General features: G+C 62.4%; 20 protein-coding genes and 1 tRNA gene. 9 read left to right on the forward strand and 12 right to left on the reverse strand.

The features are described 5' to 3' along the window. Nucleotides 1-5: 5 nt before the first annotated feature. The 9 genes from ABVQ20_RS25760 to ABVQ20_RS25800 form a co-directional block, all read right to left on the reverse strand. Nucleotides 6-1121, reverse strand: a complete 1116-nt coding sequence (locus ABVQ20_RS25760; protein WP_354462477.1) for an ABC transporter ATP-binding protein — start codon at nt 1119-1121, stop codon at nt 6-8. Nucleotides 1122-1125: 4 nt separating this feature from the next. Continuing rightward, the gene (locus ABVQ20_RS25765; protein ID WP_354462478.1) at nt 1126-2070 is read right to left on the reverse strand and encodes a carbohydrate ABC transporter permease; all 945 of its coding nucleotides are present in this window, start codon (nt 2068-2070) and stop codon (nt 1126-1128) included. Continuing rightward, entirely contained in the window at nt 2067-3023 is a 957-nt protein-coding gene (locus tag ABVQ20_RS25770) for a carbohydrate ABC transporter permease (RefSeq protein WP_354462479.1), read from the reverse strand. Before ABVQ20_RS25770 ends, ABVQ20_RS25765 begins: the two co-directional genes overlap by 4 nt. A gap of 90 nt (nt 3024-3113) precedes the next feature. Continuing rightward, on the reverse strand, nt 3114-4367 hold the full coding sequence (locus tag ABVQ20_RS25775) for an ABC transporter substrate-binding protein (RefSeq protein ID WP_354462480.1): 1254 nt from the start codon (nt 4365-4367) through the stop codon (nt 3114-3116). Nucleotides 4368-4426: 59 nt separating this feature from the next. Then, on the reverse strand, nt 4427-5938 hold the full coding sequence (locus ABVQ20_RS25780) for an aldehyde dehydrogenase family protein (protein WP_354462481.1): 1512 nt from the start codon (nt 5936-5938) through the stop codon (nt 4427-4429). Between the two features lie 74 nt (nt 5939-6012). After that, nucleotides 6013-6789, reverse strand: a complete 777-nt coding sequence (locus ABVQ20_RS25785; protein ID WP_354462482.1) for an enoyl-CoA hydratase/isomerase family protein — start codon at nt 6787-6789, stop codon at nt 6013-6015. After that, nucleotides 6782-8383, reverse strand: coding sequence for an acyl CoA:acetate/3-ketoacid CoA transferase (locus ABVQ20_RS25790; protein ID WP_354462483.1), 1602 nt, complete (start codon nt 8381-8383; stop codon nt 6782-6784). The genes ABVQ20_RS25785 and ABVQ20_RS25790 overlap by 8 nt, the downstream gene beginning before the upstream one ends. Next, entirely contained in the window at nt 8380-9396 is a 1017-nt protein-coding gene (locus tag ABVQ20_RS25795; protein ID WP_354462484.1) for a Gfo/Idh/MocA family protein, read from the reverse strand. The genes ABVQ20_RS25790 and ABVQ20_RS25795 overlap by 4 nt, the downstream gene beginning before the upstream one ends. Beyond that, nucleotides 9393-10436, reverse strand: a complete 1044-nt coding sequence (locus ABVQ20_RS25800; RefSeq protein WP_354462485.1) for a LacI family DNA-binding transcriptional regulator — start codon at nt 10434-10436, stop codon at nt 9393-9395. Before ABVQ20_RS25800 ends, ABVQ20_RS25795 begins: the two co-directional genes overlap by 4 nt. 240 nt (nt 10437-10676) lie before the next feature. On the opposite strand from ABVQ20_RS25800, the gene ABVQ20_RS25805 reads away from it, so the two are divergent. The 6 genes from ABVQ20_RS25805 (at nt 10677) to ABVQ20_RS25830 (ending at nt 17768) form a co-directional block, all read left to right on the forward strand. Beyond that, nucleotides 10677-11831, forward strand: coding sequence for a dihydrodipicolinate synthase family protein (locus ABVQ20_RS25805; protein WP_354462486.1), 1155 nt, complete (start codon nt 10677-10679; stop codon nt 11829-11831). A gap of 86 nt (nt 11832-11917) precedes the next feature. Further along, a complete protein-coding gene (gmd, locus tag ABVQ20_RS25810) occupies nt 11918-12988 on the forward strand; it encodes a GDP-mannose 4,6-dehydratase (protein ID WP_354462487.1) in 1071 nt (356 codons plus the stop codon). A gap of 9 nt (nt 12989-12997) precedes the next feature. Further along, entirely contained in the window at nt 12998-13966 is a 969-nt protein-coding gene (gene fcl / locus ABVQ20_RS25815; RefSeq protein ID WP_354462488.1) for a GDP-L-fucose synthase, read from the forward strand. A gap of 6 nt (nt 13967-13972) precedes the next feature. After that, nucleotides 13973-15391 (forward strand): hypothetical protein, encoded by a 1419-nt coding sequence (locus ABVQ20_RS25820; protein ID WP_354462489.1) that lies wholly within the window; start codon nt 13973-13975, stop codon nt 15389-15391. A gap of 70 nt (nt 15392-15461) precedes the next feature. Next, nucleotides 15462-16226 (forward strand): hypothetical protein, encoded by a 765-nt coding sequence (locus ABVQ20_RS25825; protein ID WP_354462490.1) that lies wholly within the window; start codon nt 15462-15464, stop codon nt 16224-16226. A gap of 129 nt (nt 16227-16355) precedes the next feature. Further along, complete coding sequence (locus tag ABVQ20_RS25830) at nt 16356-17768, forward strand: hypothetical protein (RefSeq protein WP_354462491.1); 1413 nt, start codon at nt 16356-16358, stop codon at nt 17766-17768. 30 nt (nt 17769-17798) lie between these two features. Here ABVQ20_RS25830 and ABVQ20_RS25835 read toward each other — a convergent pair. Both ABVQ20_RS25835 and cpdR read right to left on the reverse strand, forming a co-directional pair. Further along, nucleotides 17799-17873, reverse strand: a tRNA-Val gene (locus ABVQ20_RS25835). Nucleotides 17874-17988: 115 nt separating this feature from the next. Beyond that, nucleotides 17989-18351, reverse strand: coding sequence for a cell cycle two-component system response regulator CpdR (cpdR, locus tag ABVQ20_RS25840; RefSeq protein WP_010911372.1), 363 nt, complete (start codon nt 18349-18351; stop codon nt 17989-17991). A 265-nt stretch (nt 18352-18616) separates the two neighbouring features. Here cpdR and ABVQ20_RS25845 point away from each other — a divergent pair, with 265 nt between their 5' ends. From ABVQ20_RS25845 to ABVQ20_RS25855, 3 genes are all read left to right on the forward strand, one after another. Continuing rightward, nucleotides 18617-19558, forward strand: coding sequence for an N-formylglutamate amidohydrolase (locus ABVQ20_RS25845; protein WP_354462492.1), 942 nt, complete (start codon nt 18617-18619; stop codon nt 19556-19558). A gap of 316 nt (nt 19559-19874) precedes the next feature. Beyond that, complete coding sequence (gene hisN / locus ABVQ20_RS25850) at nt 19875-20648, forward strand: histidinol-phosphatase (protein WP_227345393.1); 774 nt, start codon at nt 19875-19877, stop codon at nt 20646-20648. 160 nt (nt 20649-20808) lie between these two features. After that, entirely contained in the window at nt 20809-21945 is a 1137-nt protein-coding gene (locus tag ABVQ20_RS25855; RefSeq protein WP_354462493.1) for a hypothetical protein, read from the forward strand. A 3-nt stretch (nt 21946-21948) separates the two neighbouring features. On the opposite strand, the gene ABVQ20_RS25860 is transcribed toward ABVQ20_RS25855, so the two are convergent. Further along, complete coding sequence (locus ABVQ20_RS25860; RefSeq protein ID WP_354462494.1) at nt 21949-22905, reverse strand: alpha/beta fold hydrolase; 957 nt, start codon at nt 22903-22905, stop codon at nt 21949-21951. Nucleotides 22906-23064: the final 159 nt, after the last annotated feature.

A 23064-nucleotide genomic window follows, 5' to 3' on the forward strand; every position in this document is an offset into this window, starting at 1 on the left:
AGCCGTCAGCGAATGCGGCTCTCGGTCGCCGGATCGAAGAACACCGCCTTGGTCAGGTTGAAGGCGAGCGGCGTATTGGTGCCCGGCTGGATGTTGGCGTCAGCACGCAGCCGCGCCACCACGCCCTTGCCGCCAAGATTGGTGACCGCGAAGGTGTCGGATCCCGCCGGCTCGACAACCTCGATATGGCAGTCGGCGGTGGCGATGTTCGAGGCATTGCGCTCGGCACCTTCCGGATCGGTCAGGGCTTCCGGGCGAACACCGAAGATGATCGGCTTGCCGTGGAATGCCGACAGGCCCGCAGGCGCATTGGCCATCGGCAGCGATATCGGCTCGCGCGCCTCGCGCTGCAGCACAACGGACAATGCGTTGCCGTTGGTGCCGATCGTCGCCGGGATCAGGTTCATCGCCGGCGAACCCATGAAATCGGCGACGAAGAGATTGGTCGGGTTGTTGTAGATTTCCGCCGGCGTGCCGAATTGCTGGACTTCGCCGTCGCGCATGACCGCGATCTTTGTCGCCAGCGTCATCGCCTCGATCTGGTCATGGGTGACGTAGACGATGGTGGTGCCGGTGGTGGCATGCAGGCGCTTGATCTCGATGCGCATGTCGACGCGCAGCTTGGCGTCGAGGTTGGACAGCGGTTCATCGAACAGGAACAGTTTGGGGTCGCGCACCAGCGCCCGGCCCATGGCGACGCGCTGGCGCTGGCCGCCGGAAAGCTGGCTCGGCTTGCGCTGCAGGAGATGGCCGATCTGCAGGACCTTCGCCACCTTGTCGATCGCCTTCTGGCGTTCCGCGGCCGGCACGCCGCGCATCTCCATGCCGAAGGAGATGTTTCCGGCCACCGTCATATTCGGGTAAAGCGCGTAGCTCTGGAACACCATGGCGATGTCGCGCTTGGACGGGTGCAGATCATTGATCGCTCGTCCGTCGACGCGAATTTCGCCCGAGGTGATCGTCTCCAGCCCAGCGATGGTGTTGAGCAAGGTCGACTTGCCGCAACCGGACGGACCGACCAGCACCAGGAAGCCGCCCTTTTCCAGTTCGACGTCGATCCCCTTGAGGATCTCGACCTGGCCGAAACGCTTCCTCAGACCATCAATTTCCAGAAAAGCCATCGGGTTATCCTTTGACGGCGCCTGCCATGAGACCGCGCACGAAGTAGCGGCCGGCAAGCACGTAGACGAGAAGGGTGGGGAGTGCGGCGATCATCGCCGCAGCCATGTTGACGTTGTATTCGACGACACCGGTCGAGGTGTTGACGACGTTGTTGAGAGCCACCGTCATCGGCATCGCGTCGCCGGTGCCGGCGTAGGCGGATGCGAACAGGAAGTCGTTCCAGATGTTGGTGAACTGGTAGATCACGGTGACGACGAAGATCGGCATCGAGTTCGGCAGCATGATGCGCCGGAAGATCTGGAAGAAGCTCGCGCCGTCGACCTGCGCCGCCTTCACCAGCTCGGTCGGAAACGCCTCGTAGTAGTTTCGGAAGAACAGCGTGGTGAAGCCGATGCCGTAGACGACGTGCACGAAGACGAGATTGACCGTCGGGTTGCCGAGGCCGAAGCTGGTTCCGACCGAATTCTGCAGCGAGACACCGAAGCGGCCAAGGCTGCCCAGGATCGTTGCCATCGGCAACAGCACCGACTGGAACGGGATGAAGCAGGCGAACAGCATCAGTCCGAAGACCAGCGTGTGGCCGCGAAAACGCCACTTGGTCAGCACGTAGCCGTTGAGCGCGCCGAGCATCGTCGAGATCAGCACGGCCGGAACCACCATCTTGATGGAGTTCCAGAAGTAACCCTTGATGCCGGCGCAGGTGAGGCCGACACAGGTTTCGCCCCAGGCCTTCAGCCATGGATCGAAGGTCGGCGCCTTGGGCAGTGCCAGCATGTTGCCATTCTGGATCTCGTCCATGGTCTTGAACGAGGTGACCAGCATGACGAACAGCGGCATCAGGTAGAACACCGCGAAGACAGCCAGCAGCCCATAGATGACGATGCGGTTGACGATCTTGACGTTGACGCCGCCAGAGGCTTGGCGGGCAGGGGTGGCGACAGCGCTCATCGCGGCTTCTCCCGCAGTTCGGAATAGAGATAGGGCACGATGATGGCGACGATGGTCATCAGCATGATCACGGCGCTGGCCGAACCTACGGCCATCTCGTTGCGCTTGAAGGTGTATTCATACATGAAGTTCGAAGGCAGCCAGGCCGAGCCGCCCGGCCCGCCGCTGGTCAGTGCGACCACCAGATCGTACGACTTGATGGCGAGGTGCGCGAGCACGATGAAGGCTGACAGGAAGATCGGCCGCAGCAGCGGGATGACGATGCGGCGATAGAGCTGGAAGGTGGTGGCGCCGTCGATCTGCGCCGCCTTCATGATCTCGCCGTCGATGCCGCGCAGGCCGGCCAGGAACATCGCCATGATGAAGCCGGAGGCCTGCCAGACACCGGCGATCACCACTGTGTAGATGACGAAATCCTTGTTCTTGATCCAGTCGAAATGGAAGCTCGTCCAGCCCCACTGATGCAGGGTCTGTTCGAGGCCTAGACCGGGATCGAGGAACCATTTCCAGGCGACGCCGGTGACGATGAAGGACAGCGCCATGGGATAGAGGTAGATCGGCCGCAACACGCCTTCGCCGCGGATCTTCTGGTCGAGCAGGATGGCCAGGAACAGGCCGAGCGCCAGGCAGATCAGAATGTAGAGGAAGCCGAAGATGCCCATGTTGACGATCGACGTGTACCAGCTCGATGGCGGGTCGCTGTCGAAGGTCCAGCCCCACAGCCGCTGATAGGCGCGCGGTCCGGTGATGACATAGGACGGGAAGGTCTTGGAATTGGTGAAGGACAGATAGATGGTCCACAGGATGAAGCCGTAGACGAAGACGATGGTGATGGCGAAGCTCGGCGCCAGCACGATCTTCGGCAGGGCGTCCTGCAGGCGCGAGCGCACCGAGGCGCGCGGGCGGGCGTGCTCCGGCGTCAGCTTGATCTGGCTTGTCGCTACCGTACTCATGAGGCTCCTCCCGTCGACGCACGGCCAACCAGGCTCGCGGATCGGAGCCTTCCCCGCCGGAGCGGGGAAGGCGTTTTTGGCACGTGGCGCTTACTTGGCGTCGTCGATTGCCTTGACCAGCTCGGTCACAGCCTCGTCCGAGGTCTTGATCTGACCATGGACGAACTTCGAGACGACGTCCTTATAGGCGTTGGCGACCGCCGGAGGCGCGCCATAGCCCTGGGCGAGCGAGCCGAACAGCGTGCCGCCTTCATTGGCCTTCTTCAGGTCGGCGATGCCCTTCTTGCCGCAAGCGTCGAAGTCGGTATCCGGCACGTCGGTGCGGGCCGGGACCGAGCCCTTGACGACGTTGAAGGCCGACTGGAAGCTCTTCGACAGCGTAGCGGTGGCAAGCGCCACCTGGGCGGCCTTGCGGTCGTCCGGAACGTTGAACATGCCGAACATGTCGGAGTTGTAGATCACGGAGCCGTCGGTGCCCGGGAAGCGATAGCACAGGAAGTCCGTGCCCGGGGTCTTCTTGGCGGCGTGGAACTCGCCCTTGGCCCAGTCGCCCATGACCTGCACCAGGGCGTCGCCCTTGATGACCATGGCGGTGGCCAGGTTCCAGTCACGGCCCGAGAAGTTCGGGTCGACATAGGTGACCAGCTTGGCCAGGTTGTCGAACGACTTCTTCATCGTGTCGGACTTGAGCGAAGCGTCGTCGAGGTCGTTGAACGCCTTCTTGTAGAAGTCCGGTCCGCCTGTCGACAGCACGACCGAGTCGAACATGGTGGCTTCTTGCCAGTTCTGGCCGCCGAGTGCCAGCGGGATGACGCCAGCCGCCTTGGCCTTGTCGAGCAGCGCGACGAACTCGTCGAAGGTCTTCGGCTCGGTGCCGCCGATCTTGTCCATCACCGCCTTGTTGATCCACAGCCAGTTGACGGAGTGAACGTTGACCGGAGCCGCGACCCACTTGCCCTGATAGACCGAGAACTTCTGCAGGGCCGCCGGAACCGACTTGTCCCAGCCTTCCTTCTTCGCCGTCTCGGTCAGGTCGCCCATCACGCCGGCCTGAGCATAGTCGAGCACGGTGTAGCCGAGCATCTGCGAGGCGGTCGGGTAGTTGCCGGCCGCGACCATCGCCTTCAGCGCGGTCATGGCGGCGTCGCCGCCGCCGCCGGCCACCGGCACGTCCTTCCAGGCATAGCCTTCCTTTGCCAGGTCGCCCTTCAGCACGTTGAGAGCAGCCGCTTCGCCGCCCGACGTCCACCAATGCAGCATCTGCACTTCCTTGACGTCCGCGGCGTGGGCCGCGAAAGCAAAGCTTGACGCCAGAGCCGTTCCGATAAGCAGTTTGCGCAACATGAACTTCCTCCCTTGTTGCAGTTACACGACCGGTGGCTGCCCACCGGGTTCTTCCCAACTCAGCCGACCCACCATCCGGTGCGCTGGCCGCGATGAAACTGGATTGTCTTTTCCTCGGTATAATCCTCGACGGCGCGTTTGCCGAGTTCGCGTCCGAGACCGGACTGCTTGTAGCCTCCGAAAGGCAGCTCGGGATAACCTTCCATGAACGTATTCACCCAAACGGTTCCCGAACGCACACTTCGCGCCACCGACATGCAAGTGTCGATGCTGGCGCTCCACACGCCCGCCGACAAACCATAGGGCGTGTTGTTGGCGATGTGCAACGCCTTTTCAATCGATTCAAAGGTGAGCACGGAAAGCACCGGCCCGAACACTTCCTCGCGGGCGATGGCCATGTCCTCGGTGACGCCGCGAATGATGGTGGGATCGAGATATTGGCCGGCATTCGAGGTCAGCTGCTTGCCGCCGCTGCAGACACTGCTGCCCTCGCTCGCGGCCGCCGTGACGTAATCGGTCACCTTGGCCAGATGGTCGGACGAAATCATCGCGCCGACCTTGGTGCGGTCGTCGAGCGGATCGCCCACGGTCACCTTGGCGGTGAGCGCCTTTACAGCGGCGAGGAAGTCGTCGGCGATCGCCTCATGCACGATCAGCCGGCTGCCGGCATTGCAGCATTCGCCGGCATTGAAGAAGCCGCCGAACACGGCGGCGTCGGCGGCGGCCTCGAGGTCGGCGTCGGGGAAGACGATCTGGCCGTTCTTGCCGCCGAGCTCCATCGAGACCTTCTTCAACGACTGCGCGGCCGAGGCCATGGTCATCTTGCCGACGCGGGTCGAGCCGGTGAACGAGACCATCTCGACCTGCGGATGGCTGACCATTGGCGCACCGACATCGGCGCCCAGGCCGGCGAGGATGTTGACGACGCCGGCGGGCAGGCCAGCCTGGATCAGGATGTCGCCGAGAACGAAGGTCGAGGCGGAGGTCATTTCGCTCGGCTTGACCACCGCCGTGCAGCCGGCGGCGAGCGCGAAGGGCAGTTTCTGGCTGACGATGAGGAACGGGAAATTCCACGGCGTGATGATCGAGACCACGCCGATCGGCTCGCGCACCACCACGCCCAGCATGGCGTCGCCGAGATTGGCGTAGGATTCGCCGTGCAGCGTGCGGGCCAGCGAGGCCGCGTAGCGCCAGATGTCGACGGCGCCGCCGATCTCACCGCGCGCCTGGGCGATCGGCTTGCCGGATTCGAGCGCATCGAGCCGGGCGATCTCTTCCAGCCGGGCCTCGATCAGGTCGGCGGCCTTGAGCAGGATCGCGGCGCGCTCGGATGCTTTCATACGCGGCCAAGGACCGGTCTCGAACGCCTTGTGCGCGGCCTTAACCGCCGCTTCCACTTCGGCCTCGCCGGCCTGCGCATAATGCGAGACGGTGAAGCCGTGGCCGGGGCTCTTGCGTTCCAGCGTGCGGCCATCGCGGGCATCGACATGCTTGCCGTCGATCAGCAGCCGGTAGGTTTTTGGCGCCGCGGATGCCTCGGCGGGCATGGCGATCTTGAGGGGCATGTTCATCAGGTTTGTTCTTTTCGTTATTTTTTATGCGTGTCGTTATCCCAAAACCGATTCTCACTTTTGGGCGTCATGCATCAGGATCGTGAAAATGCTGGTTTCTGTTTGGTCTTGAAAGCACCGACGCCGGCCTTGAGGTCGCCGGTCAGGGCGATGAAGCCGCTGGCCAGCGCTTCCGTCGCGGCGGCACTTTCCTCGCCTTCCGCGACCGCGATCATCAGCTTGGCGGCTTCCGTCGCCAGCGGGCCGCGCTCGGCGATTTTTTCGGCCCAGCCTTTGGCTTCGGTCAGCGCCTTGCCGGTTTCGACCACCCGGTCGACGACGCCCAGGGCCAGCGCTTCGGGGGCGACAAAAATCTCGCCACCCAGCGCTATGCGCCGCACCGTCTGTGCGCCGAAGCGGCGCACCGCGCGCTGGGTGCCGGACCAGCCGGGCACGACACCGATCGAGGTTTCCGGGAAGCCCAATTTGATGTGTGCCTCGGCGACGCGGAAATCACAGGCGACCGCCAGTTCCAGTCCGCCGCCCAGCGCATGGCCGGACAGCACGGCGATGGTCGGTTGCCGCAGCCGCGCCAGCCGGTCGAAGACACGGTGGCCGTAGCGCACCCATTGCACCTGGAAATCGGCGGCACTCATCTGCGCCCAGGCCTCGACATCGCCGCCCGCGCAAAAGCCCTTGCCTTCGCCGCGGAGCAGCACGACGCGCACGCCTTCCGTCATCTCAGCCTCGTCGAGCGCTGTTTCCAGCGCGCGCAGCATCGGGATGTCCAGTGCGTTGAACTTTTCCGGCCGGCGCAAAGTGACGATGCCGATGGCGCCGTCAATCTCGAAGGTGACGGGACGCTCAGCCATGCGCGCCTCCAAGCGAGGCGCCGCTGTTGAGCGACAGGCCGATCAGCTCATCGCGATAGAGCGCTTCCGGTGTGGTCTTGAGGTCCTTGGCGACGCCGAGCGGAATCTCCGACTGTGCCAGCACATCGCGCTGTAGATCGATACCGGGTGCGAGTTCGGTGACCAGCAGACCTTCTGCCGTCAGCTTCATGACGCAGCGCTCGGTGATGTAGGTGATGTCCTGGCCCTGAGCGACCGCGCGCTTGCCCGAGAAAGAGATGTGCTCGACCTCGGCGACCACCTTCTTGACCTTGCCCTCCTGGTCGATGCGGATGCCGCCATTGGCCAGTGAAAGCTTGGCGCCGGCATTGAAGAAGCCGGAGAACACGATTTTTTTGGCGCGCGCGGTGATGTCGACGAAGCCGCCAGCGCCGGCGGTGACATGCGGCCGCGCCGAAAGCTTTGACACATTGACCGAGCCGTGGCGGTCGATCTGCAGGAAGGACAGGAGCGAGGCGTCGAAGCCACCGGCCTGGAAGTAGATGAACTGGTGCGGTGAGGGCATGATCGCCTCGGCATTCGAGGCGCAGCCGAATTTGAAGTCGAGCAGTGGCACGCCGCCGACGGCGCCCTGTTCGATCACCCAGGTCACCTTGCCGTGCTGGCCTTCCTCCAGGAGGATGCGCGGCACATTGGCGGAGATGCCGAAGCCGATATTGACCGCCATGCCCTGGCGAAGCTCCATGGCGACGCGGCGCGCGATGACCTTCTGGACGTTCATCTCGGCGTTGCGGAAGCTCGACAGCGGCCGGAAGATCTCGCCCGAGATCGCCGGATCATAAGGCGTCAGCGTCGTCTGCAACTGGTCGGGCGCGACGACGATATGGTCGACCAGAACGCCGGGCACGCGCACGTCGTGCGGCTTCAGCGTGCCGTTCTCGACGACACGCTTCACCTGCGCGATGACGACGCCGCCATTGTTGCGGGCGGCCAGCGCCTGTTCGAGACCGCCGAGATAGGCGCCCTCATGCTCATAGGTCAGGTTGCCGCGCTCGTCGGCCGTGGTCGCCCGGATGATCGAGACATCAGGCACGATCGAGCGGAAATAGAGCCATTCCTCGCCGTCGAACTGCTGCACGGAAACGATGGGATCGCTGGCGGCGGCGTTCATGGCGCAGCCCTGGTGGCGCGGGTCGGCGAAGGTGTCGAGGCCGACCTTGGTCAGCACGCCCGGCCGCTTGGCGGCGGCCTCGCGGTGCATGTCGAACAGGATGCCCGACGGCACATTGTAGGCGGCCACGGAATTGTCGCCGATCATTTTCCAGATCTGTGGCGGCTCGGCGGAGGAGGGGCCTGACGGATAGGAGCCGCACAGCGTGCGCTTCAACAGGCCGGGCTTGGCGAGATGATCGATGCCCTTGATGCCGTACATGTCGCCTGCGGCGATCGGATGCAGCGTGGTGATGTTCTTCGGATGACCTTCCGCGTCGAAGCGCTCGCCGATGGCGGCGAGAACCGCGTCCGGGCAGCCGAGGCCGCTGGACGAGGACACGGAAACGACCATGCCGTCCTTGATCAGGCCTGCTGCGTCAGTGGCGGAGACGACCTTGCTCAAGCTGCGCTCTCCAGTTTCGGATTGATCTCGACGGTCTTGCCGGTCCTCGCCGATTGCAATGCCGCCTCGGCTGCTGTGAGGGACCAGACGCCATCCTCGCCCGTGGCGGAAGGCTGACCCTCGCCGCGGATGGCGGCATGGAACTGTCGCAGCGAGCGTGCATAGAGGTCCTCGCGATCGAAGCTCAGTTCCTCTTCGCCTTTCGCGGTGCGCAAGGTCACGGAACCGACCGGCTTCTGCGTCATCACATTTTTGGCGATCAGCGATCCTTCCGAGCCATGCACCTCGAAGCCGGTATCGGCGAATTTGGTGGTGAAGCCCTCATGCGACTGGGCGATGACGCCCGATTTGAAGCGCCAGATGCACATGGCGCCGTCCTCCAGTCCGCCGCCGGCCATGCCGGCCGTTTGCGCAAACGCCGAAATCTCGACGGGATCGTCGCCGAGCACGAAGCGCAGCGTGTCGGCATCATGCACGGTGATGTCGAGCACCACGCCGCCGCCGGCTTCGGGCCTGGTGATGCGCCAGCCCTGCAGGTTTTCTGGCAGATAGACGGAATGGAACACGCGCGCTGCGATCGGCTTGCCGATCCGGCCTACGGCGATCGCCTCGCGCATGGCGCGGTGCGCGCCGGCATTGCGCAGATGGTGGTTGGTGCCGAGCACGACGCCGGCTGCCTTGGCGGCAGCGACCATCTTGCGCGCATCGGCGCCGGTCAGTGCCAGCGGCTTTTCGCACAGCACATGCTTTCCCGCCTTGATCGCGGCGAGCGCCTGTTCGAGATGCAATTCGTTGGTGGTCGAAATGTAGACGGCGTCGATATCCGTGCCGATCAGCCCGTCCAGTGTCGAGACGGCGAGCGGAATGCCGTTCTCCCTGGCGTAGGCCGTGGCGCGTTCCGGGCTGGAGCTCATCACGGCCGAAATCTCGCCGTCGGCTTGCGCGCGGATGGCGTCGATCATGAACTGTCTTGCGATCGTGCTCGCGCCGATCAGGCCCCATCTCACGGTCATGCCGCATTCCCCATTCCCGCAGGCCGATTGGGGCCGCAGCTTTCCCTGACCACTAGGTTGACCGCGCCGATATGGTCCTCGGCGCGCGTGGTGCGGGATTGAATCATCTTCAGCATGACATGGGCGGCGCGTTCGCCGAGGCCCGCCGTATCCACCGAGACGCTGGTCAGCGCCGGCATGTAATGTTCGGCCTCGACCACGTCGTCGAAGCCGACGACCGCGAAATCCGCGCCGGGCTCAAGTCCGCGCTTGCGCAACGCCAGCATGACGCCGAAGGCGACAGCGTCGTTGAAGCACAGGGCCGCGGTTGGCGGCTCGGTCACCGACAACGCCGTTTCCAGGCAGGCGATGCCGCCCCGTCGGCTGGTCTCACCTTCGACGACAAGCGTGTCACCTGCCGCGATACCCAAGGTCTCGCAGGCTTCGCGAAAGCCGCCCAGCCTTTCGTGATAGACGACCAGATCGGATGAGCCGCCGAAGAAGGCCAGCCGGCGATGGCCCTTGCCGATCAGATGGGCGGCGGCAAGGTAGGCGCCGCGATGATTGTCCGGCGCGATCACCGGGATACGGCTTTCCGGCAGGCGGCGCATGGCGAAGACGACGGGGACACCCGCCATCTCCAGCTTCCGGAAGGCGCCCGGCGTCGTGCCGCGCGCCGGCGAGACGATGAGGCCGGCGACACCCTGTTCCATCAGCGATTTCAGCACTTCTTCCTGCCGAACCGGATTCTCCGCCGTGTTGGCGATGAAGGGGACGATGCCGGCCGACTGGAAGACACGCTCCATGCCGACAGCCAGTTCGGCGAAAAAAGGATTGGTGAGATCGTTGATGACCATGCCGATGACATTGGAATGAGCCTTGCGCAGATTGGCGGCGCCGCGGTTGTAGACATAACCGACATCCTCGATCGCCTTGCGGACCTTGCTCGCGGTTTCAGGCCGGATCAGCCCGCTGCCCTGCAGCACCAGCGACACCGTCGACTTGGACACGCCGGCTTCGCGGGCAATGTCGAGTATCGTCGCCTTGGCCCGGCTGGCCATCCAGATGCATCCTCCCGTATTTTCTTGTTGAATAATTGGAACGTTCTAAACGCCGTCCGGTATTCGAGTCAATCGAGATTTTTTCTGAATCCGAATAATCGATCGATATTGGCTGGACATGGCCCACGTCAAGGGGTTGCGTATTGCATTGCAGCATTACGCGTGAGTGGGGCTTGCAATCATAAAGGTTCTTGATTTATTGGAACGTTCCATTTATAGGCGCCGGGAAGGGAGAGATCGATGGATATTACCTTGCCAGAAGAGGGTGGCCGCAGCGCCCGGTATCAACTCGTCGGCCAGCCGGTGCAGCCTGTCATCGGCGGGCGGTTTTCGCGCCTCGCCTATGCCGCGGCCCATGTCGTCGCCGATCCGCTGGCGATGACCGATCCGTGGTCGCGACCGGTTGTCGACTGGGGCAAGACGATGGAATTTCGCCACCATCTGTGGCGGCTCGGCTTCCGCATCGCCGAGGCGATGGACACCTCGCAGCGCGGCATGGGTTTCGACTGGGCAAGCGCCAAGGAGTTGATCCGGCGCTCGATCGCCGAGGCGCGAACCGTCGAGGGTGCCGATCTTGCCTCAGGCGCCGGAACGGATCATCTGGCGGTGAGCGCCGCCAGGTCGATCGACGACGTGATCGCCGCCTATGAGGAGCAGTTCGCTTTCATCGAAGGGCAGGGCGGCAAGGCGATCATGATGGCCAGCCGCGCGCTGGCGGCCGTGGCCAAAGGCCCCGATGATTACGCCCGTGTCTATGACCGCATCCTGTCCCAGGCTTCCGGCAAGGTGATCCTGCACTGGCTGGGCGACATGTTCGATCCGGCATTGAAGGGATACTGGGGCTCGCATGATTTCGACGCCGCGCTCGACACCGTCGTCGCGATCATCGAGCGCCATGCCGTCAAGGTCGAAGGCATAAAAATCTCGCTGCTCGATGCCGGCAAGGAGATCGCGCTGCGAAACAGGCTGCCCGAAGGCGTCGTCATGTTCACCGGCGACGATTTCAACTATCCCGAACTGATCGCCGGCGATGGGCGCAAACACTCGCACGCCCTGCTTGGCATTTTCGACGCCATCGCGCCGGTCGCCAATGCGGCCTTGGTGAAACTGGCCGCGGGTGACCGCGCCGGCTATGACGCGCTGATGGCGCCGACGGTGCCGCTGTCGCGCAAGATCTTCGAGGCGCCGACGGAATATTACAAGGCCGGCATCGTTTTCATGGCGTGGCTGAACGGCCACCAGCACCATTTTTCGATGATCGGCGGCATGCAATCAGCGCGCGGCATCCGCCACTATGCCGATATCTTCCGGCTTGCGGACAGGGCTGGCCTGCTGGCCGATCCGGATTTGGCGGTGGCCAGGATGAAAAACCTCTATGCGGTGGCGGGCGTCTGACCGCCAGTGCGGCGACGCTGCAACGCGTTGCCTTGCCGGGTCAAATCTGTATTGGGTACGCACCCAATGTGGAGTGAAGCTCGGCAATGACCGATAAAGTGGCGCTTATAACCGGTGTGACCGGCCAGGACGGGGCCTATCTGGCACAATTGTTGCTGCAGAATGGCTATGTCGTCCATGGCATCAAGCGTCGCTCTTCGTCCTTCAACACCGAGCGTGTCGACGACATCTATGTCGATCCGCATGAACGCGACACTCGCTTCTTCCTGCATTATGGCGACCTGACGGATGCCACCAATCTGATCCGCCTGGTGCAGGAGACGCGCCCCAGCGAAATCTACAATCTGGGCGCCCAGAGCCACGTTCAGGTAAGCTTCGAAACGCCAGAATATACGGGCAATTCCGATGCTCTGGGGACGCTCAGGCTGCTGGAGGCCATCCGGATTCTTCGCCTGGAAAAATCAGTGCGCTTCTATCAGGCGTCGACATCGGAACTTTACGGCAAGGCCCAGCAGGTGCCGCAGAGCGAGACCACGCCCTTCCATCCGCGCTCGCCCTATGCTGCGGCAAAACTCTACGCCTATTGGATCACGGTGAATTATCGCGAGGCCTACGGCATGTTTGCCGCCAATGGCATCCTGTTCAACCATGAGAGCCCGACGCGCGGCGAAACCTTCGTCACCCGCAAGATCACCAGGGCGGTCGCCGCGATCGATCGCGGGCTGCAGGAGACGCTCTATCTCGGCAACATCGACGCCAGGCGCGACTGGGGCCATGCGCGCGACTATGTCGAGGGCATGTGGCGCATCCTCCAGCACGACGTGCCCGACGATTTCGTGCTGGCGACAGGCGAGACACATTCCGTGCGCGAATTTGTCGAACTGGCTTTTGCCCAGACCGGGCGGACCATTCGCTGGCAAGGACAAGGCGTGGACGAGGTTGGCGTCGACGCCGATTCGGGCGCCGCGCTGGTGCGCATCGACCCGCGCTATTTCCGGCCGACCGAGGTTGACCTGCTTCTGGGCGATGCATCCAAGGCCAAGGCCAGGCTGGGCTGGACGCATACGGTCGGCTTCAGGGAACTGGTCGCGGAAATGGTGCAGGCCGATCTGGCGCGCGCCGCCGGCGGCAAATGGCATAGCGGCCGTTTCGTATAAGAGGTGCTCATGGACGATACATTCGAGCTTCGCGGCAAGCGTGTTTTCGTGGCAGGTCATCGCGGCATGGTCGGCTCGGCCGTTGTGCGCAGGCTCGCGGACGAGGATTGCGAGGTCCTGACCGCATCGCGTGCGGAGCTTGATCTCATGGATCAGGCCGGCGTGCGCCGTTTCATGGCGGCGCGCCGCCCGGACGCGGTGGTGATGGCGGCGGCCAAGGTCGGCGGCATCCTGGCAAACGACAGGTTTCCGGTCGACTTTCTCCAGGACAATCTGGTCATGCAGACCAATGTCATCGAAAGCGCTTTCCGCAGCGATGTACGGAAGCTGCTGTTTCTCGGCTCGTCCTGCATCTATCCGAAATTCGCGCCCCAGCCGATTCCCGAGGACGCGCTGCTGACTGGCCCGCTCGAACCCACCAACGAATGGTACGCGGTCGCCAAGATTGCCGGTCTGAAACTGTGCCAGGCCTACCGCCGCCAGTACGGCGTCGACTATATTTCGGCGATGCCGACCAATCTCTACGGCCCCGGCGACAATTTCGATCTCGATTCCAGCCATGTCGTGCCCGCCCTGATGCGCAAGGCGCATGAGGCCAAACGCCGGGGCGACAAGTCGCTGGCTGTCTGGGGATCGGGCAAACCGATGCGCGAGTTCCTGCATGTCGACGATGCCGCCGATGCCCTGGTCTGGCTGTTGAAGAACTATGCGGGTGACAGCCACGTCAATGTCGGCTCGGGTGAGGATATCACCATTGCCGAACTCGCCCGCACGGTTGCATCCGTGGTCGGCGCCGACGTCGAGGTCACGTTCGACCCGACGAAGCCCGATGGCACGCCGCGCAAGCTGATGGACGTGTCCAGGCTGTTTGCGACCGGTTGGCGCCCGCGCTACACGCTTCGCGGTGGTTTGGAGGAGACCTATGCCTGGTTTCTCCAGCACATCGAAGAAGGGGATGTCCGGCTCGGGGCCGCGTGACGAAAGATGTTGATCGTCACTAACAGGAAGGACGGGCTCGGCGGCCGCCTGCTGGCGATGGCGAACGCAAAGGCGCTGGCCGACAGACTCGGCTATCGTTTCGGCTTCACCTGGAACAGCAGGACAATACTCGACGAGGGGTCCCATACCGTCGACGTGGTCGGGAAGATATTCAGCGCCGACTTCATCGAGAAGCATTGGCTGGGCGAGAAGATCAGCAGGTCCGGTTTCGGCGTTCTTGGCGGCAAGCAATTCACGCCGTCGGACCTTGGCGCCGTGGCAAGGCAGGGACGGTTGCGCGGCTGGATCTGCGACGACTTCGATGCCCTCGATTTTTTCCACGACGACAATGCTGAACCGGTCGCACGATCCGAAACGCTGCGGGCTTTCGGTTTCTCGCCAGCCATAGAAAGGGCGCTGGATGCGGCTGGCAAATGCCGCTTTCCCGGTCCGATGGCGGCATTGCATCTTCGCAGTGGCGACATCGTCTACGGCCAAAATCGCAGAAGACTGGTTTTCGCCGAAAAGGTGATCCCCTCGGTCCTGGCCAAGGCGATCATAACGGAGCTTTCATCAAGGGGGCTGACAACGCTGCTGGTCGGCCAGGATCATGCCACGCTCGACTATCTCAAGGCCGAGACCGGGGCGTTGCGTACCAACGATTTCGGGGCCGGCGAATTCAGGGAGGAGACCCTGAATGCATTCTTTGAGATGGCGCTGATGGCAAGGTGTCAACAGATCCATGCCGGCGGCAGCATCTATGCAACGATAGCATCGCTGATGGGCGACAAACCTTGCCTCGGCACCAGCGCCTTGTTCAGCAGGTCCCGCGCGGCGGAAATCATCACGGACGAATTGCAGGCGCACCAGTCCGATTACCATCGGCTTGAGGCGGCTTTTGGCTATCGCTGGGCCTTTCAGTCGCTGGAGGACGAGATCAGTCCGGCGCGGGCCCGGGAGCTTCTGGGAAAGGCTCAGGCGCTCGATCCGGAAAACGACGGCTATGAGTTGAAAATGGCCGCGGCTTGTTTTCGCGATGGGGATTATGTCGCTGGCGAGGCGATCCTGAAATCGCTGATGATAGGTCAGTCACGACGACGCTCCCGTATTCCATTGCCAATGATGGACATGCTGACCACCCGGCTCGGCGGCTACCGGGCGATGGCAAACGACTTCGACGTTTTCCTCGCCGCCGCGAGAGCCGGCCACCCCTACGCGATGGCCTGCTCGGCCTATATCCTCGTCGAAGTGTTCGATGACAGGACATCGGCGGTGGAGATGGCAGCAAGGCTGGTGAAGATGGACCCTGGAAATCCGATCTTCAGGAAAATCAGACGGCGGGTGGCAATGGGCAAGAGGCCGGAATCCGGTCGGCTGGCGAAGGCAAGATGGCGCCTTGGCGGACTGCGCGGGCCGTGGTCATGAGTCTCGCCGGTAACTCATGCGCATTCGTTCGTCCCACCACTGAGAAAACGCGCTTTAGAAAATGTGTCAGATGGCCCTCACTGTAGACTTCACGACGAACTGCTATGAAAATGACTGGCGGATGGTGCTGGGGGAAAAGTACCTGCGCACTATCGTTGAGCGCTGCTCTTACCCTTTTTCAAACCGCCGCCTCATCATCAACAACGTCAAGGAGCGCGGCGTTGTCGAAACAGCCGCAAAGGCAGCGATCGATCGCGGCGACATCGACGAATATCTCTTTGCGGAAGACCATGCGGCAGCCGTGTTGGAGTTCTTCCAGATCGACAAAGCGTCCTTCGGTCGCGGCTATCTCTACTCGATCAGTGAGCTCGTCGCGATTTACGCCAGCAGCGCCGCCTATCTGCTCTACTACATGGGCGACTCGTTTCCCAAGCGCCGCCACCACTGGATCGTTCCCGCCCTGGCGTTGATGGAAAGCAGCGCCGATCTTGTTGTCGCAAATCCCTGTTGGAACGATCGATTCAGGGAGGCGAAGAAGGAAAGCCAGGGGCAGATTGACGATTTCTTCGTCGGCTACGGTTTCTCCGACCAATGCTTCTTGGGAAAGATGTCTGTATTTCGCGCCCCGGTCTACGGAGAGACGAACCAGGCGTCGGAGCGGTATCCAGCCTACGCTGACGAGCCATTCGAAAAGCGCTTCGATGCCTATATGCGCAATCACGGCCTGAAGCGGCTTACGCATAGATCCGAGAGCTACATTCATCAGAATATGCCGAAAGCTGGCGTTAAACGAACTTGGCGGGAAATCAGGCCGTTCGTCAGCCCGTGGCTTTAGGCGCGCCTTGCGGTCGGAAGGGACCAGATCTAGTGGTGAAAGCCTGACGTTTGGTACCAAACCCATGCCTGGTTTCTCCAGCGCATTGAAAAAGGGGATGTCCGCCTCGGGGCGGCTTGAGACCAGCCAATGCTGATTGCCGCGACCAGAACCGACGGATTGGGTGGCCGCCTGCTGGCGATGGCTAATGCAAAATCGCTGGCCGACGGGCTCGGATGCCGTTTCGGCTTCACATGGAGCGAAGGGGCCATCCAGGACAACACGTTTCACATCGTCGATGTGGTCAGGAAGATATTTTCCGACGCCTTCATCGAGCAGTATTGGCTGGGCGAAAGGGTTGACGCCTCGCGTTTCGGCGTTCTCGGCCAGACGATTTTCACGCCGCGCAGTCTGGAGACGACCGCGCGACAGAGGAATCTCGAAGGCTGGATCTGCGACGATTTCGACGTCCTGAAATCATTTCGCGCGGATGGGGCGAAAACGGTTCGCCGCTCCGAGGCGCTGCGCGGTTTTGGTTTCTCAAGCAACGTGACTGACGCGATCAACGCCGCTGGCGGGGTGCGATTCCCCGGCCCGATGGCAGCGCTGCATCTTCGCAGCGGCGATATCGTTCATGGCAGCTATCGGACGGGATTGATTTTTGCTGGCAAGGTGATCCCATCCACTCTTGCCAAGGCAATCGTCTCGGAGCTTTCGGCCAGGGGTTTGAACACCCTGCTCATTGGCCAGGACCGCGAAACCCTGGAGTATCTGAGGTCGCGAACCGGCGCCTTGCTGATCAGCGATTTGGGGGTCGGCGAATTCGAGGATCGGACGCTTAGGGATTTCTTTGAAATGGCGGTGATGGCGCGTTGCCAGCAGATCCATGCGGGAAGCAGCATCTTTGCGACCGTGGCATCCATCATGGGCGATATTCCTTGCCTGAATTCCGACGCGCTGTTCAGCAAGGCCAGGGCGGCGGAGATTGTCCTTGAGGAATTGAAAGCCCACGAGCGCGACTATCATCCGCTCGAGGCCGCCTTCGGCTATCAATCCGCTTTCCTGAACCTGGAGGACAAAATCAGCCTTGCGCAAACAAGGGAAATCCTGGAGCGCGCGCTCGCACTCGATCCGGAGAACGATATCTATGTGCTGAAAATCGTGGCCGCCTATTTTCGCGAGGGCGATTTTCCCTCAGGTGAAGCCGTGCTGAAATCGCTGATGAGCAGGCAGTTTCAGGCGCGCGCCAAGATCCCCTTGCCGGCGATGCGGGTTCTCGCCGAGGTGGTTTGGGACGGAAAGAACGCCATGTCGAGGAACCTCGGACTTTTCTTCGCCGCGGCGCAAGCCGGCCACTGCCACGCCATGGCATGTTCAGCCTATCTTCTTCGCGAATCGGGAGAGCCCAGGCAGGCGCACGAGATGGCGGCGCGGTTGGTGGAAGCTCAGCCAGCAAACCCGATGTTCAGGAAAATCAAACGCTGGATAAGGTTGGGCAGAAAACCCGAGACCGGCTTTCTGGCCAGGACCATATGGAAGCTTCGACAACTGAGGCCGTTTTAAGTTGATGCTTACCGGTAAGGAGGGTCTGGATGGTGGGCGTGACAGGGATTGAACCTGTGACCCCTGCAATGTCAATGCAGTGCTCTCCCGCTGAGCTACACGCCCATCCGACGTCGCGCATACACCATTTTTGAACCAGCGCGTCAATAGCCGGAAAAGCGAAAGAAAGACGCATGCCACAGCATTGTGGATGACCACCCGGAAGGTGGCCGGAAGTGCATCAGGCGGCGTGCAGCATCTTCTCGACCTCGTTGACGAGATCGCGCAGGTGGAACGGCTTCGACAGCACCTTGGCGTCTTTCGGCGCCTTGGAATCCGGGTTCAGCGCAACGGCGGCGAAACCGGTGATGAACATGACCTTGAGGTCGGGATCGATTTCCGTGGCCCGGCGCGCCAGTTCGATGCCGTCCATTTCCGGCATGACGATATCGGTCAGCAGCAGCGAGAAAGGCTCCTCGCGCAACCGCTCATAGGCGCTGGCGCCATTGTCGAAATCGCTGACCTGGTAACCAGCGCGCTCCAGCGCCTTGACGAGGAACCGACGCATATCGTCGTCGTCTTCCGCCAGAAGAATGCGTGCCATCATATCCCGTCCGAATCACCCGCCCGAGACTGCCGTTGGGCCAGCCCGTTAACCATCCTGTATATGAGGCGGTGACGGTAAACATCAAGTGAACGCCGAGGCGGGCTATCCACATTTGGCTGGGATATCAGCCTGAAATTCCCAGCGTATTGCCGGAATGCACGGTGCATGGATTGAAAGCGCCGGAGCACAATTCGCCGGCCGGATGGACAGGCCGGTCTCCAGGCAATCCACGTGCCGAAAAGCTGGACATGCGGCCGTCAAGGTGGCACTTTCAAGGGATGATGCACTGGTGTTTTGGGGTTCGTTCAAAGTGAACATGGCAGCCGAGGATTTTTCGGTCGTTGCCCCCTTCGAAGTCCGATCGGGCGCCGAACAGCGCGTTCCATTCCTCTTCAATTCACCGCATAGCGGCCGCTACTATCCGGAGCGGTTCCTGGCCATGGCAAGGCTGGACCGCAACGCCATCCGCCGCTCCGAGGACTGCTATGTCGACGAATTGTTCGGCGGCGCCGTCGCGCTCGGCGCGCCGATGCTGGCGGCGCATTTTCCGCGCGCCTATCTCGACGTCAATCGCGAGCCCTGGGAACTCGATCCGCGCATGTTCGCCGAACCGGTGCCGTCCTTCTGCAATATCCGCTCGGCACGCGTGGCCGGTGGCCTCGGCACCGTGCCCAAGCTGGTGGGCGAGGGGCTGGACATCTATGCAGGCCGCTTGCCGCTGGCGGAGGCCGTCGCTCGCATCGAAGCCGTCTACAAGCCCTATCACGAGACGCTGAAGCGGCTTCTGACGAGAACGCATGCCCGGTTCGGCTATGCCGTGCTGATCGACTGCCACTCGATGCCGGCGAGCATCCGGGTCGGCGACAGCGGCTTGCGGCCGGACTTCATCATCGGCGACCGCTTCGGCATCTCGGCCACGGCGGCATTGACCGAAATGGCAATCGGTCTGCTCACCGCCATGGGCTACACCGTTGCCCACAACAAACCCTATGCAGGGGGCTTCATCACCGAGCATTACGGCCGCCCCGCGCGCCATCTCCATGCGTTGCAGATCGAGGTCAATCGGGGGCTCTACATGAATGAGCGGACATTCCAGAAATCGGCTGGTTTTGATGCGCTCGCCGATGATCTGACACGTTTCTGTGCCGATCTGATGGCGATGCCCGATCACTGTTTTGTCGACCTGCCGCTGGCCGCAGAGTGATATCGATATTCTCGATGCAACGCCGTAAAAAAAGACCGCATCGTTTTCACGATACGGTCGAAGTCTAGGGAGGAAACGCCCAAGGAGGGCATGGACAGGAAAACCTGTCCGAGGATGAGGGTATTGTGCGCTGCACAAATGTCAAGCGAGCTCCAGGCCTTTTTAATTCACTCTTATGTGGAAATTGCGCGTTAATGACGCTGGCGTGACATTTGTGCAACGCCCGCAGGTCCATAAAAGTCTCCGGATCCCCTTGTCTTGGCTGAAAACTAGCGGCAAACGAGGGTTCGGGCATGCCGCAACGCGGGAGAATCAGTTGGATATCAGCATCGATTTCATGCGGCGCATCGCGCAAGCAGCGGCGGCCGAGACCTTGCCGCGCTTCCGCAGCCAAGGCGCGGTGGCCAACAAGGAAAAGGGCAGTTTCGACCCGGTGACCGAAGCCGATCGCGAGGCCGAGCGGGTCATCCGCGCGCTGATATCGGCTGAGTATCCCGACCATGGCATTCTCGGTGAGGAACATGGCAGCGAGAACATCAACAGCCGGCATGTCTGGGTGATCGATCCGATCGATGGCACGCGTGCCTTCATCTCCGGCCTGCCGGTGTGGGGAACGCTGGTCGGGCTGACGGTCGACGGCGATGCGGTTGCCGGCATGATGTCGCAGCCGTTCACCGGCGAGCTCTTCTACGCCAACGCCTCCGGCTCCCACTATGAGGGGCCGGGCGGACCGCGAAAGCTATCGACCCGCAAGACCACGAAGCTCGCCGAGGCGACACTGTTCACCACCACGCCGGCGCTGTTCAAGGGCGAGGCGCGCAAGCGCTACGATGCGTTCGAAAAGCAGGTGCAACTCGCCCGCTACGGCACGGATTGCTATGCCTTCGCCATGGTCGCCGCCGGAAGCGTCGACATCGTCGCCGATCCCGGGCTGAAGCCCTACGACATCGTCGCGCTGATCCCGATCATCGAAAAGGCCGGCGGCGTCGTCACCACCTTCGATGGCGGACCAGCGGAGAACGGCGGCGACGTCGTGGCCGCGGCGACACCTGAGCTTCACGCCGCGGCGATGGCGGCTCTGCGCGGCTGAAGCGGAATCCTGCTGGGTTTCCACCTGAGCCCAGGCCTGCGATGGACGTCACCTGTCATAGCGTCATCCGACGGCAATGCCATGGTCGGACTTCAGAATTGGTCGCGGGTGGCGGGCAAGTTGGTCAACGATAGGGAATTCCGCCCGTACGAGTGATGTCATGCGCTTGAGCCGGCTCGTTCTTCTGCTCTCCTTCGGACTCGTGCTTTTCGCGAGACCCGGTTTTGCCGACACCGAGGTCCGCGAGGAGAAGCTTTTGTTGTCGGTTCGCGTCGGGTCTCATGACGAGAAGCTCGAAACGCTGGTTGTGCGCCCCGTGGTCGGGAACAAGTTTCCGATTGCGCTGATCGTCAATGGTTCGGCGGCGGCATCTCCGTCGGCAATGCATCCCGAATGGCTGGCGCATATGGCGCATGACTTCGCGCATCGCGGCTGGCTTGCCGCGTCGGTCGTGTGGCCGGGTTACGGTAACTCCAGCGGAAAATTCATGAACCGGGCCGGGACCTGCTCGGCCCCCAAAGTCGCCATGTTTCTCGATGCGCACGGGAACGAGTTGGCGGCAGCGTTGAGAGCGCTTCAAAAACGACCCGACGTTGATCCATCCGTCGTGCTGGGCGTGGGCGTGTCGATTGGCGGCGCGTCCATCCTGGATCTGTCGGCGCGCCCGGATCGGCCATTGACGGCGGCCATCAACATTTCCGGCGGGGTCTATCACTATGACAGAGTGGGCGTCCCCACCCCCGGCTGCGCCTTGTTCGAGGCGGACCTCATGCGAAACATGGCGCGTTTCGGCAAAGACAACCCCACGCCCACCCTCTGGTTCTACGCCGCGAACGATCCGTATTTCGGGCCAGGCCTCGCCAGGCGGATGGTGGCAGCTTACCGCTCCCGGGGCGGGCAGGCTGATTTCATCGCGCTACCGCCGTTCGGCACGGATGGGCACACGCTTTTCAAGCAGAAGGCCAGTCCGCTGATGACGCCAGGAATCGACGCGTTCCTGCGACGGAACCGTCTTCCGGCGATGGATGACGCGGCGCTGATGCCCATCCTCTCCAGGCTTGGGCCGGCAGATCGGGCCAGTGCCGAACTCTACCTGAAAAATGATGCCGAAAAAGCCATGGCGATGCCGGAGAAAGCCAGGGGCATCTATTGGCACTATGGTGCGCGTTCCCTCGACGAGGCGCGCAAACAGGCTCTTGCCGCGTGCCAAAAGGCGACCAGACAGAAGTGCCATCTGGTCGCGGAGAACACGCATCCGATAGACGGATGGCAACGGGTGGTCGCGGGCCAGGAATGATGTTCAGGCCGCGTCGTCGGTTCCGGGAATGAAGGCATCGAAGGCGGCCAGGAAGGGCTCGCGATAGATGTCGGCTTCCTGCAGGATTTCGTGGCGTGCGCCGTCGATCATCAGCAGCGAGCCGAGACGCAAATGCCTTGCATAGGCCTCCACGGCCTTGGTCGAAACGACCTGGTCGGTCCCGGCGGCGATCATCAGCAGGGGAATCTTGATCCTAGCCATGTAATCGGGATCGCTGACGGCTTCGGCTGCTTGGGCGGCCGCCCTCAGCCACCGGATCGTTGGGCCGCCAAGCGCCAGCTGCGGGTAGGTTTTATATATCTGCGTATTGCGTGCGAACCGCACCGGGTCGGTGGTCACCTTGTTGGTGGCGAAGGGTGGCGGCAGCCTCTTTCGCGGCCCCCATGCGGCGTAGAGCCGCCCTAGCCCGAGGTAGCAGAAGAATGAGCAGACACGGCGCACGGTGGTTATGGAGACAGGAAGATCCGGCAAGGTGAGGAATGGCGCGATCAGCACCATGCGCCGGACCCGGTTCACCATCGATGGCGCGGCAAGCAGCGCAATGACCGCCCCCGCGGAGTGGGCCAGTATGTAGTATGGCCCACGGCAATCGGGCAGCACGATCTCCTCGAAGAACTGCTCGAGATCGCTGGTGTAGTCGCGGAAACTGCGGACATAGCCGCGCTGTCGGTCACGGATCATGCGGTCGGAGCCGCCCTGGCCGCGCCAGTCGAGAGTGGCGACGCCGAGGCCCCGTTCGGCGAGGTCGCGGATGGTCTCGAAATATTTCTCGATACATTCGTTGCGGCCGGTCAGGACCACTACGGTGCCCCTCATCGGGCGGCCCGTAGCGGGGAAGAGGCCATAGCGGATCTTCTTGCCGTCGCGCGTGGTGAAGAAGCCGCCGGCGGCATTTTCCGGCGTCGGGTTGCCTGGAATTTCGTGGAAGAGGTCCGTCATTCGGGCTTCGTTGTTTTGTGTCGAGCCTGACCCTGCGAGGCGTTGGCATGGTGATAGACGCCAACGCGCCAAAAGCAAAGGATTTCCAGGTGGGCAGGGCCGCGCGCAGGCCGAGGCAACGAACAAGGCCGGAAGCCGCCATCGGCGTGCTTCCGGCCT

The sequence above is a fragment of the Mesorhizobium shangrilense genome, from assembly GCF_040537815.1.
Taxonomy (GTDB): domain Bacteria; phylum Pseudomonadota; class Alphaproteobacteria; order Rhizobiales; family Rhizobiaceae; genus Mesorhizobium; species Mesorhizobium shangrilense.